The organism is Rhizobium sp. BR 250 (genome assembly GCF_047445855.1).
GTDB classification, from domain to species: Bacteria; Pseudomonadota; Alphaproteobacteria; order Rhizobiales; family Rhizobiaceae; genus Agrobacterium; species Agrobacterium tumefaciens_I.
Map to the genome: position 1 here is coordinate 1 of NZ_JARWKW010000026.1, position 10,666 is coordinate 10,666.

The following is a 10,666-nucleotide window of genomic DNA, read 5'->3' on the forward strand; positions in this document are numbered from 1 at the left end:
ACCACAATCTAGCTAGCAGGAGCTTGGATCATGGCTGATTCTGAGAATAGCAGAACTTTACCTAAAATTTCGTGCGCAAATGCATTCCCCAACGAGACGTTTGTCGACAACCTGCCAAGCGTGATCAACCGGCGCAATCTTTTGCCGCTGGCTGCACGGATCCTTCCGATGTTGCTCAACGATCTTCCGAAGCGCACCATTGCCGGACCGGTACATGCCAGGGAGCTGTGGCCGGACTGGTATGATATGTACCGGCAGCGCCTTGCTGCCGAGCGCGAATGCCGGGAGCTTGAAGCGCGACTGCTGGAAGAGACCGGCGGTCGTCCGTCCGTGGTGATTGCCGTCGATGATGGTGGTTCATCACCCGGGACTGTGTCCTCCTTCGAGGAGATCAGGGAGCTGGCGCCGCAGATTGGTGCTGACGCCGCCGAGAGCGCGCGTCTGGAGTTGCTGAGACTGAGACGGGCATGGAAAGCGGCAGACCGCCGTATCGGCTACAGCGCAAGCCTTGTAAAGGCGCAGGATCTCGCCCGGTTCGAGGGCATTGCCGGGCGTGTCCTGATTTCGCTGCAGCCCTATTACATCCACGACATTGCCGCCAAGCTTCACTGCATGCTGGTGATGTATGATCCGGAGCTTCGCAACGAGGAGACCCCGTGGCCGCAACTGCGCAAGATGCTGCGTGAACTGATCCAGCCGCACTGGTCTGTGATCGAACCGCAATCGCGTATCCGTTTGCTGAGGCCGAAGACGCGCGCGAGACGGTTTCAGGAGGAAACGGACAGGATCGCCGTCTGAACGAGGCTGGAGCAGGCTGAGAGGGCGCGGCAGCGGTCTGTGATAAAAACATCGTCGCCGGGCCTTCAGCGCCCCGCGACGGCCAGACAGCGAAATACACCCTGCCTATGCGGCAAGGCTCGTCACCAGACAGGCGGATGCCAGAAGCAGGGTGACGACAGTGAAAAATATCAGAGCCGCCGCCAGTTCATCGAACCTGCCGTCGCGTTCATTGCGATTCCAGTCGTAAGCCATAGCCAACCTCCATCGTTGCTGTGAGGGAAGGGTGGTTCGATATGGTTAACGAAACCCTGATATTTGCAGGCTGAATGTTGCCGGTATGATCTGGCATTTGGCCGCCGGAAGATGGCGTCGACCCTCAACTGGCTGGCTTGACGAGGCTGATTTCGGTTTTGCTGTCGAGGACGATATGCAGGTCGCGTATCATGCCGGCTGCCTGCAGCAGGGCGTTCCGGATATCTTCATTGCTGCGCCATCCGCGTTCGACGGAGAGGGCAACGGTGTGGATGTCGAGGAGACTGTCACGGCCGGGTCCTGATGGAATACCGATTGTTTCGCGCATGTCGCGGATTGTTGTGACGGCCCGTTCGAGCATACGCCGCTTCTGATAGTCGTCGAGGTGATCAAGCCTGTTGGCGTCGTGGACAAGTTCGGCAATGAAACTGTTGGTCAGGGTCATGGCATGAGGTTGCCGGGTCGGCTGACGGGCGTCAATGGAAGACCTTCGAGGTGAACTTCAGGTGCCAAAGTTGACGTCAGGCTGTGACGCCGATGCATCACGGCGCGCGGACACCGAGGCGCGCTTTTCCACTGAGAAGTTTCTGAATTATTCGTATTTTTATCATAGTGTTGAGGGAGGTTCTGGAAGTAATGGATTTACGCTTTTTGCACTCGGACGGCGGAACGTGCCAACGCCATAGAACGGGGCAGGCGGCGCCAGGCTGGTTTCCGCGCCGCCATCTTCGCTCCTGCCATCGAATACAGCGGCAAGCCGGGCCTGGTGTTCGCCGTCTCGCAGTGCGGGTGTCAGGTCGGATATATTGACCCATTCTGGCGGGCATTTACGACGGGTGTCCGACTGATTGACCCATTACAATGGGGCGTTTCAGATGCCCTCTTGCCGGCTGCGGAGATTGCAACACCGGTTTCCAGACCTGTTCAGCGTGACAGGCGCTGCTCATCATCGATCAGGATCAACTGATGCGGGAGAGTGTCTCCCCATGTCCAGAGAACGATGTTGAGGTCGGTATCAGTCGCCCCCGGAGCAAAGCTCCTGACGATCAAACCGCAAAAGCCCTCGTTTTTCAGAACCCGGGCAAGACCTTGTGTGGGTGCTTCACCGAAGAGATTCATGTCGTCTCGCCAGGTCGCGGTGCCGAGAGTTTGAGCTTCAATACCATGATCATGAAGCAGGGCGCCATCGCGCGTGTCAAACAGCGGTGTAATGTCCGCATCGCAGGAGACGAGAGTTGTGGGCTGTAAGCTGCCCGCCTGATTTGCTTCCTTCAGTGCCGTGAGGACTGTCACTGACGTGTAGAGGGCAGGCATACCTTTTGGATTGAATCTGCCGCCGTAAAGCTCGGCTCCTCGTCCGGAGAGCGGCTCACGGGCGTAAACGGGATTAAGCGCCCGGTAGAGCTTGCCCTGGTAGTGCCTCAGGTAGTCAGGCATGCACGCCAGCATCGATCGCGTCGATGTATTCGAGTACTTCGTGAGCGCGCCCGTCTCGAACAAGCTGCATTGCTGTGTGGCCAGAAAAGCCCGAGAGAGGCTGTGAGCGATACCATGCATATGCCATGAGCGCGGACCCGAAACGGGCCTCAACCTTGTTGATGACTTCGATCATTTCGCGCAGTCGCCGTTGGGTTTTGTCTGACTTGATGCGTTCCTTGCGCTGTACGGCATCTTTGCCCAACCCCGCACTGCGAGCGATATCGTCGCTTGTTGTATGAAGAACGTCAGCGATTTTTCCTGGCGCGAAAAGCCCTTTGTCAGCATATTGTGTGAGAGCCATGAGCGCCTCCTTTGATTAAACGAGGATATTGACGCAATATAGCGTCAAATTCATTGGCATTCAAGGTTTGAGTGTCCCTGATCCTGCAAGCCGCTATGTCTCCACGCCGGATGCCGTCGCCGTTCCGACCGCGCGTGATCTTACTTTCTTGTCGGGACCACGTGGAGAGCACAGCGCGGCAATAGCCGGCGAATGCAGAAACCCGGCATGTCTCATCTTCTGGCAGTCTCCAAAAGGGGCCTCGATTTCGGATCAGGATGCCCGGGAAGTTATAGAACAGGCTAGAGCGGCCGTAGACCGATGGCCTGAGTTTGCTGAGAACGTTCAGTTATCCGGATCCCGGACCGCTGAACTCGACAAGTTCCTGAATGGTAATCGGCTGGCTTAAAGGTTCATGTTTGGATGGATCGGATTTCCGCAGGCCGGATGCCATAAACGTGGAAAGTTCCTGAAACTTTCAGAAATTGGAAGTGTCAGGAATTATGTCTATCGTTGATAGACCGGACCTCTTCATCCGGATTGGCTGATCATTTTTGGAATGACCGGCAGTTGCCGAGGGGAGTCAAGTGTCATTGGCGTGAGAATTGCTCGGCCTGATAGCGATGCAATGCTCACGCCAGGTCGTCTATATCGACGTTGAGTGTCTGAGCGATTTTTCGCAGGACGGTGAGGCTTCCGGCTTTTTTGCCGCTTTCAATCTCTGACAGATAGGGCGCACTTATCGAGACTTTAGTTGCGAGGTCTTTGGCGGTCATTCTTCGATGCTCGCGCCAGACTTTTACGGCGTTGTCGCCGGAAAGAAGACGATTGACGACAACGGCAGGAACGAGTTCGTCATGCCCGGCGGCGATATCAGTCTTGATCTTCTCAGCAGATGCGACGTCAGCCCTGTCCACAAGGCTTTCATATTCAGACAGGGGAAGGACAATGAGCGTTTCCCCATTTGGAGTGGTTATGGTTTGCATCATTTGCCTCCTATTCGTAGATACTGCCGCGTGCCCCGATTTTTATGACTTCCAGCACATTTCCCTGGTCGTCCATAATGATGCGCCAGTCGGCAACGCGTAAACGAATGAATTGTGAGCCAGTCAGTGTTTTTACATTGTTGGCAAGAGATTTTGGATCGCTTGCATATTGCTCTATTTTGGCTGTGATCCGCGTGGACTCGTTCGTTGGGAGCCGGCGGAGGACCTTTAGAGAAGATTTGCTATAAGCTATCCTTTTCATCAAAAACCAATAGCATATAGCGAATTTTTTGCAAGACGTTTGGCCGTTTTGCAGATTACATTTTGCGACTGGATTTTCACGGCATTGAAGCCGATACACGCCTATGCGGAAACTGAAGAGTCAGTTCGATGAGCGGTTTCGATGAGATCGAGACCGCAGTCATAATCCGCTTTCCTTATCTGTGGAGCCGAGAGGCTTCCCGCGGTAAAATCGAGGGTTGGAAGTGGTGGTGATGGTTTGCGTTATGGTCCCTGTCAGGCTGCCGCTCTGAGGTCGAAATTCGCGTGGATCACGTCGTAGGGTACGTGAACCTTTCCGTCTTCGGTTTGTTCGAAGATACCCCAATCCGACAACGCGGACACATCCTCATGTACACGCTTGACGTCACGTCCGACGGATCGGGCAAGTCCGCGTATGCTGGATGGGCCGATCTTCTGGAGATGTTCAATCAACTCCCACCTTTTGGGGGTGATGACAGAAAAAAGCTGTGCAGGCGACGAGAAGGTGAAGACTGCCACGGGCTCTGAGGGATTACCTGAGCGCATGGCGCTGGTTGCCCTGTCAAAAGCTTCATCGAGGGCAGCCTCACTGTCTGCTCTGATTTGTATCAAGGCTTCTCTCATGGTTTCTGCCTCCTCTTGATTATCTCTTTCCGACAATCGAACAGTGGACATACTTCAGCGAGTGAGCGCCACTTGTGGTGGCGAGGTGAAAATTATGCGGCTTCCAGTTCCTTGATGTTGGCAAGGTCGGCCTCCAGTACGGCTACGGCGTTTTTGATGTCGAAGGCGTTTTGCAAATTCAGCCAGTATTCAGGGGTGGTCTTGAAGAATTTTGCCAGTCGCAGCGCAGTGTCAGCGGTAATGCCGAGCTTTTCCGTTACAATCCGCTCTATGCGTGTTCCGGGAATGTTGAGGTGCCTTGCGAGGGCATATGGCGACATATCCAGTGGTTCAAGATAGAGTTCCCGCAGGATTTCGCCCGGATGGATCGCGGGGGATTTGCTGATTGTCATGATCTCTGGGCCTCCCTAACTGAACTGTCATGATTGTTTCTATGAGGTTATCGCTTAGTGATGGCCGGTAATTTCAACGCTTTCCGCACCGGCTTCCGTTCAGATAAAGCACTGTTATAAGGAAAGGTTGTGTTCCTTATAACGGCGTGACGGGGCTCCAAAAGGGAACCCTCATTGATCAAAACCCATGGGCCGAACCGCGCCACATGGCCGAGAAGGCTCTGACGGCGGTGATCCAGGAGGCCTGTATCCAGGGCGTCTCGACCCGATCCGTCGTGACTTCGTCAAGGCGATGGGCATGTAGGGCATCTCCAAGAGCCAGGTGTCCCGGCTCTTGGAGTGCGGGTTTCACGAAGTCCCGGACACCGATTTCAGTAAGTACGGGACAGCGATTTCAGTAAGTCGCGGACAGGCATAGCGGCGGATTTAGATCGATTTTCGTGAGCGCCGATCTGGCACTTTGCCCTCGTGTTCTGAGCGAGGACATGATGTGCATGCCTGAATGCGGCAGGGTTTGTTGTCGCATGCGTCGCTGCGGTTGTTCTCGAGCCGATCTGACGCGACGGATGGCTGATTTCAGCTCTTCCATTACCAATTGGTGAGGCATTGACTTCCAATTATCATGATTGATAATTCCAATCGGCAAGGAATTGGAAACGGATATGTTTGAGCGTCTGGTTGAGAATCGGGTGGTGGAGGCCCTTTCAGACACCCCGGTGGTCCTGATCGTGGGGCCACGCCGGGCGGGCAAGACCACCCTTGTGCGGAAGATGGGTGAGGCTGGGCGGAGCTATATCACACTCGATGACCAGACGGTGCTTGATGCCGCGCGGTCCGATCCGGTTGGTTTCATTCGCGGTCTCGATCGTGCCATCATCGATGAGATTCAGCGCGCGCCTGATCTGTTGCTGGCAATCAAGAAGACGGTTGACGAAGACTATCGGCCCGGCCGTTTCCTCCTGACCGGGTCTGCGAATGTGCTTACGTTGCCGCGGGTTGCGGACAGTCTGGCGGGCCGGATGGAAACCATTCGGATGCTCCCTCTGGCTCGCGCGGAAATAACAGGCCAGGCGCCGAATTTCCTTGAGCGCCTGTTTGCAGGGAAACTGCATGGGGACCGTGAGGCGATTGTCGGTGATGATCTTGTCAAACTTGTGCTGTTTGGCGGTTTTCCCGAGGCGATCAGCCGTGAGAGCGAACGGCGACGGCAGGATTGGGCCAGATCGTATCTGACGTCGGTTCTGACACGCGACCTCAGAGACATTGCCGAGATCGAGAAGCTGACCGAGCTGCCAAAATTCGTTCGACTGCTTGCGGAGCATTCCGGGCAATTGGTCAATTATTCGCAGTTCGGCTCCAGCATTAACGTCAGTCACAAAACGGGACAGCGCTATGTCGCGCTACTGGAGCAGGTCTTTCTCGTCTCGACATTGCAACCCTGGTATACGAACGTGCTGAAGCGGATCGCCAAAACGCCGAAGCTGCATTTCCTCGACTCCGGCCTCCTCGCTACGGCGCGTGGGTTAACCGTTGATCGGGTGAAGGCGGACCGCGGTGTATTTGGTGCGCTTCTGGAGAGCTTCGTGTTCGCCGAGGTCCTGAAGCTCATGACTGCGTCCGACCTGCGGCTGACACCATATCATTTTCGTGACCAACAAATGCATGAGGTGGATATCGTCCTGGAACGGGACGACGGCATGATCGTCGGGATCGAGGTCAAGGCGTCCGCGACGGTGAAATCGAGCGATTTTGCTGGACTGCGGACCTTGGCCGAAGCGTGTAAGGATCGGTTTTCCTATGGCGTTGTGCTTTACGACAGCTCTGATCTCGTGCCCTTCGGCGAGAGGTTAGCCGCCGCGCCTTTATCCGTTTTGTGGAGGTGAGCGCAGCAATCAGCGCTCTGATCAGGCTGTCGCTTCGAGGTCGAAATTCGCGTGGATCACGTCGTAGGGTACGTGAACCTTTCCGTCTTCGGTTTGTTCGAAGATACCCCAATCCGACAACGCTGACACATCCTCATGTACACGCTTGACGTCGCGTTCGACGGATCGGGCAAGTCCGCGTATGCTGGATGGGCCGATCTTCTGAAGATGTTCAATCAATTCCCACCTTTTGGGGGTGATGATGGAAAAAAGCTGTACAGGCGACGAGAAGGTGAAGACTGCCACGGGCTCTGAGGGATTACCTGAGCGCATGGCGCTGGTTGCCCTGTCAAAAGCTTCATCGAGGGCAACCTCACTGTCTGCTCTGATTTGTATCAAGGCTTCTCTCATGGTTTCTGCCTCCTCTTGATTATCTCCTTCCGAAAATCGGACAGGAGGGCACTGGTCGTTGTGAACAGGTAAGGATGCTCTCGGCGCCGTCGAGATGACGATGATCGCCTTTGCCGCGTTCGTGTCGAAACCGACGATACGCCTGCCACCCTTGCCATAAAACACTCGATACTTGAACAGGTGCGTGCTGGCGGGAACGGGTTCCGGCACCTGTAGCAAAATTATAAAAATTCTTGAAACTTTCACAAATTGGAAGTATCAAGAATTATGTCTTCGTTGGTGGACCAGATTTCTGCAGCCGGATTGGCTGATCGTTTTCTGAATGACCGGCAACTCGCCGAGTTGCTGGGCGGCAGTGACGCGCGCCGTTATGGCCTTGTCAACCGCGCTTTGAAAGACGGGTCCCTCATCCGCCTGAAGCGTGGTTGTTATGTGCTGGCGCGACGCTATCGAGGTGACCCGGTTCATCCGTTTGCCGTCGCCCAAAACCTCGTGCCGGGCAGCTATATCTCTTTCGAAACAGCACTGTCGTTCCATGGATGGATTCCGGAGGCGGTGTTTGTTACCGCCAGTGTTTCACCCGGACGCAAAAGCCAGGATTTTTCGACGCCCGGGTTCGGGACCTTCAGCTATCATCCTCTGGCGATCAACGATTATCGGTTCATGACGAGTGTTGACCGTGTTCCGCTCAACGGCTCGATTGCGTTCGTTGCCCGACCTCTTCGGGCACTTATGGATCTGGTAGCGCTTCGCAAGGTGGAGTGGAGCGGGCTTGAATGGCTGACGATTGGTATGAGGATCGAGGAAGATGCCCTTTTCGGATTGCGACGTACGGATTTTACGGCATTGAAGCCGGTGTACAAGCACAAGGCTGCGAATGCCTTTCTCCGGGCGCTGGAAGGCGCCCTGATGCCTTCCAGGCGTCTGCATGATCTCGAGGTCAGGGCATGATTGAGATTATCCGGGAGAAGCTTCGGCAATACGCGGCGGAGAGTGCCATAGAGGAAGAGAATGCCGTCAAGGAGATACTGCAGGAGGTCGTACTCTACGCTTTGTGGCGGGGCGATTTTTTCGATGTGGCTCTTTTTCAAGGCGGCACAAGCCTTCGCATTCTTCATGGTCTGCCGCGTTTTTCCGAGGACCTCGATTTTCTTCTGCGGGCTCCCGACACGGGTTTCAACTGGTCTCCTTATCTCAAGGTTCTGACGGATGTTGTCAGCCAGTTCGGGCTGGAATTGGAGGCACATCCCAAGGTGCGGATGGATACGGCGATCCGGCAGGCTGTTATCAAGGATGATTCCATCGCGAGCCAGCTGGATCTGTCATTTGCGGGAAGAGGTAGACCCAAGACAATTCGTATCAAGCTTGAGATTGACGTTAATCCGCCTGCGGGATCGGGTGAGGCAACTACCTACCTTGATTTTCCGGCTGATTGTGAGGTCCGCCATCAGGATTTGCCCTCCAATTTTGCGCTCAAGATACACGCTCTGCTATGCCGTGGTTTTCTCAAGGGGCGTGATTGGTTTGACTTCTCCTGGTATATGTCCCGCAGCGTCTCGCCGAATCTGGACCTTTTGCGCAATGCGCTGATGCAGGCTGGTCCATGGGCCGGAGATGAGACTGTCCATGTAGATGCTGCCTGGCTGAAAGTGGCTCTTTCAGAAACGATCAAACGTATCGACTGGAAAGAGGCTGCCGGGGATGTTCGACGGTTTCTTCGTCCAGCTGAGCTTAAATCCACGGATCTTTGGAGTGATCGTTTTTTTCTTGCCAAGCTGGAAAAGCTTTGAAGTTTCCCGATATTCTTGTGTTCGTAGAAGACAGGCGAATTGTTTCGTGGGTTACGTTTTATAAATTATATATTTTCGTATTTTTTGATTTGACGGATTTATCAGTAACCTGAATCCGTGCTGACGAGGGCGTCATTCAGGAACGCGATAACGGCGTGATGGGGCTCCAAAGGGGAACCTTTCGCGCTTGATCCTGCCGCTCGATGCGGAAGGCTCAGGCGAGCGGAAGCTTTGTCAGTAGCTTGTTTCTGCCGCCGCGTATGCGGACCACCGTATTATTGCGCGGCATGGGCCTTGGCGGTCACGTCAACACCGAGTGCTCTCATAACGGCCAACGTCGTTTTGAGCGTTGGGTTACCGCGCTCGCTGAACGATCGATAAAGCTGTTCGCGAGACAGGCCTGTTTTGCGCGAGATTTCGGTCATGCCTTTAGCACGCGCGACGATGCCGAGCGCCTTTGCAACATAGGCAGCATCGCCGGTTTCGAAGGCGTCGGCCATGAACGCGGCGATTTCTTCATCATCGACCAAAGCGGCAGCAGGATCATAGGTGGTCAGTTTTTCAGTCATCTTTTTCGCTCCATTCCCTGGCGAGTTTATGCGCGGCGGCAATATCACGGGCTTGCGATCCTTTGTCGCCCCCGCATAAAAGCACGATGAGAACATTGCCCCGTCTCTGAAAGTAGACGCGATAGCCGGGGCCATAGTGTATTCGCAATTCACTGACGCCTTCCCCAACCGGCTCGACGTCCCCCGGCAAGCCTTCAGCCAGCCGCATCAATCGCGCCGCAATGACAGTCCTCGCTCGTTTGTCCCTTAGACGGGTTTCCCATTTGGCGAAAACCGCCGTCTGCTTTAGCTCGATCATGAGATGCACCGTAGTCTATAAACTACACTATTGCAAGGTTGGAGGAGAATTGGTGGCCTTAAAAAAGCGTAGCTGGCCACGCTTGTCCGCCTCGAACGCAGCAGGCAGCGCAGGCTCTACTTCCCGTGGGGAATGGAGCGGACAATGGTTTGCGCTGTGCTGGACGAATCTGGGACAGCAGTCGACGCTCATGCGGAAACTGAAGAGATGTTTGATGAGCGGTAGGGTTGGATTGGCGGTCGCTGCAGGGTATTTATATCTGGAATATTTTGCCAATATTTGTTTTCTTAATACATATATTTTTATTTTTATACTTTATGTTTGAAATAAATTACCACTTACAGCTGGAGTGAATGATTGATCGCCGCGTGCCATTGATTTGAGGCGGGGGATAGCCGCCGCCAGACATATAATTTATGTCGAAATGGCGCTAAAACATATAAATATTGTAAGCGAACCATTGCTGCAGGAGGCAGGGAGTTTAATTGGCGGATTCTGCTTGTTTTACGGACAGGGAATTTGGGTTACTTGTAACCACGTGATTTTATATGGGTTTTGCATGAAGGAGGGATTATTTATTGGTGGAGCCGAGATGGAATCTGATTGTGAAGTGGGCTGAAAAGGTGATGAAAATTGATGGCGATCGATTATAATAACAATATCATGATATTGTTATTATAAT

Annotated in this window: 14 protein-coding genes; 4 read left to right on the forward strand and 10 right to left on the reverse strand. The window is 54.2% G+C overall.

Annotated elements, in window-relative coordinates; genetic code table 11:
• Positions 1-168: 168 nt before the first annotated feature.
• Entirely contained in the window at positions 169-798 is a 630-nt protein-coding gene (locus QD336_RS24060) for a hypothetical protein (RefSeq protein ID WP_499172435.1), read from the forward strand.
• A gap of 105 nt (positions 799-903) precedes the next feature.
• Here the strand turns inward: QD336_RS24060 and QD336_RS24065 are convergent, their stop codons facing one another.
• The 7 genes from QD336_RS24065 to QD336_RS24095 form a co-directional block, all read right to left on the reverse strand.
• Positions 904-1,032 (reverse strand): hypothetical protein, encoded by a 129-nt coding sequence (locus QD336_RS24065; RefSeq protein ID WP_262567139.1) that lies wholly within the window; start codon positions 1,030-1,032, stop codon positions 904-906.
• Positions 1,033-1,156: 124 nt separating this feature from the next.
• Positions 1,157-1,477 (reverse strand): hypothetical protein, encoded by a 321-nt coding sequence (locus QD336_RS24070; protein ID WP_499172436.1) that lies wholly within the window; start codon positions 1,475-1,477, stop codon positions 1,157-1,159.
• Positions 1,478-1,956: 479 nt separating this feature from the next.
• Positions 1,957-2,469 carry an RES family NAD+ phosphorylase gene (locus QD336_RS24075; RefSeq protein ID WP_269347872.1) on the reverse strand — a complete coding sequence of 171 codons (513 nt, stop codon included), beginning with the start codon at positions 2,467-2,469 and terminating at the stop codon, positions 1,957-1,959.
• Positions 2,462-2,812, reverse strand: coding sequence for an MbcA/ParS/Xre antitoxin family protein (locus QD336_RS24080; RefSeq protein WP_269347874.1), 351 nt, complete (start codon positions 2,810-2,812; stop codon positions 2,462-2,464). The genes QD336_RS24075 and QD336_RS24080 overlap by 8 nt, the downstream gene beginning before the upstream one ends.
• Positions 2,813-3,423: 611 nt before the next feature.
• On the reverse strand, positions 3,424-3,777 hold the full coding sequence (locus tag QD336_RS24085) for a helix-turn-helix transcriptional regulator (RefSeq protein ID WP_131861679.1): 354 nt from the start codon (positions 3,775-3,777) through the stop codon (positions 3,424-3,426).
• Positions 3,778-4,293: 516 nt separating this feature from the next.
• The gene (locus tag QD336_RS24090; RefSeq protein WP_499172437.1) at positions 4,294-4,662 is read right to left on the reverse strand and encodes an HVO_A0114 family putative DNA-binding protein; all 369 of its coding nucleotides are present in this window, start codon (positions 4,660-4,662) and stop codon (positions 4,294-4,296) included.
• A gap of 92 nt (positions 4,663-4,754) precedes the next feature.
• Complete coding sequence (locus tag QD336_RS24095; RefSeq protein ID WP_499172438.1) at positions 4,755-5,054, reverse strand: HigA family addiction module antitoxin; 300 nt, start codon at positions 5,052-5,054, stop codon at positions 4,755-4,757.
• A gap of 662 nt (positions 5,055-5,716) precedes the next feature.
• Here QD336_RS24095 and QD336_RS24100 point away from each other — a divergent pair.
• Entirely contained in the window at positions 5,717-6,937 is a 1,221-nt protein-coding gene (locus tag QD336_RS24100) for an ATP-binding protein (protein WP_499172439.1), read from the forward strand.
• 21 nt (positions 6,938-6,958) lie between these two features.
• On the opposite strand, the gene QD336_RS24105 is transcribed toward QD336_RS24100, so the two are convergent.
• Positions 6,959-7,537, reverse strand: a complete 579-nt coding sequence (locus tag QD336_RS24105; protein ID WP_499172443.1) for an HVO_A0114 family putative DNA-binding protein — start codon at positions 7,535-7,537, stop codon at positions 6,959-6,961.
• Between the two features lie 57 nt (positions 7,538-7,594).
• Here QD336_RS24105 and QD336_RS24110 point away from each other — a divergent pair, with 57 nt between their 5' ends.
• Positions 7,595-8,278, forward strand: a complete 684-nt coding sequence (locus QD336_RS24110; protein ID WP_269347830.1) for a type IV toxin-antitoxin system AbiEi family antitoxin domain-containing protein — start codon at positions 7,595-7,597, stop codon at positions 8,276-8,278.
• Positions 8,275-9,117 carry a nucleotidyl transferase AbiEii/AbiGii toxin family protein gene (locus tag QD336_RS24115; protein ID WP_499172440.1) on the forward strand — a complete coding sequence of 281 codons (843 nt, stop codon included), beginning with the start codon at positions 8,275-8,277 and terminating at the stop codon, positions 9,115-9,117. Before QD336_RS24110 ends, QD336_RS24115 begins: the two co-directional genes overlap by 4 nt.
• 275 nt (positions 9,118-9,392) lie before the next feature.
• Here the strand turns inward: QD336_RS24115 and QD336_RS24120 are convergent, their stop codons facing one another.
• Together QD336_RS24120 and QD336_RS24125 are read right to left on the reverse strand one after the other, a co-directional pair.
• Positions 9,393-9,686, reverse strand: coding sequence for an addiction module antidote protein (locus QD336_RS24120; protein ID WP_499172442.1), 294 nt, complete (start codon positions 9,684-9,686; stop codon positions 9,393-9,395).
• On the reverse strand, positions 9,679-9,984 hold the full coding sequence (locus tag QD336_RS24125) for a type II toxin-antitoxin system RelE/ParE family toxin (RefSeq protein WP_269347887.1): 306 nt from the start codon (positions 9,982-9,984) through the stop codon (positions 9,679-9,681). Before QD336_RS24125 ends, QD336_RS24120 begins: the two co-directional genes overlap by 8 nt.
• Positions 9,985-10,666 lie beyond the last annotated feature (682 nt).

Coding starts and splice junctions, on each gene's coding strand:
- QD336_RS24060 (WP_499172435.1), top strand. CDS start 169: ATGTTGCTCAACGATCTTCCGAAGCGCACCATTGCCGGACCGGTACAT.
- QD336_RS24065 (WP_262567139.1), bottom strand. CDS start 1,032: ATGGCTTACGACTGGAATCGCAATGAACGCGACGGCAGGTTCGATGAA.
- QD336_RS24070 (WP_499172436.1), bottom strand. CDS start 1,477: ATGACCCTGACCAACAGTTTCATTGCCGAACTTGTCCACGACGCCAAC.
- QD336_RS24075 (WP_269347872.1), bottom strand. CDS start 2,469: ATGCCTGACTACCTGAGGCACTACCAGGGCAAGCTCTACCGGGCGCTT.
- QD336_RS24080 (WP_269347874.1), bottom strand. CDS start 2,812: ATGGCTCTCACACAATATGCTGACAAAGGGCTTTTCGCGCCAGGAAAA.
- QD336_RS24085 (WP_131861679.1), bottom strand. CDS start 3,777: ATGCAAACCATAACCACTCCAAATGGGGAAACGCTCATTGTCCTTCCC.
- QD336_RS24090 (WP_499172437.1), bottom strand. CDS start 4,662: ATGAGAGAAGCCTTGATACAAATCAGAGCAGACAGTGAGGCTGCCCTC.
- QD336_RS24095 (WP_499172438.1), bottom strand. CDS start 5,054: ATGACAATCAGCAAATCCCCCGCGATCCATCCGGGCGAAATCCTGCGG.
- QD336_RS24100 (WP_499172439.1), top strand. CDS start 5,717: ATGTTTGAGCGTCTGGTTGAGAATCGGGTGGTGGAGGCCCTTTCAGAC.
- QD336_RS24110 (WP_269347830.1), top strand. CDS start 7,595: ATGTCTTCGTTGGTGGACCAGATTTCTGCAGCCGGATTGGCTGATCGT.
- QD336_RS24115 (WP_499172440.1), top strand. CDS start 8,275: ATGATTGAGATTATCCGGGAGAAGCTTCGGCAATACGCGGCGGAGAGT.
- QD336_RS24120 (WP_499172442.1), bottom strand. CDS start 9,686: ATGACTGAAAAACTGACCACCTATGATCCTGCTGCCGCTTTGGTCGAT.
- QD336_RS24125 (WP_269347887.1), bottom strand. CDS start 9,984: ATGATCGAGCTAAAGCAGACGGCGGTTTTCGCCAAATGGGAAACCCGT.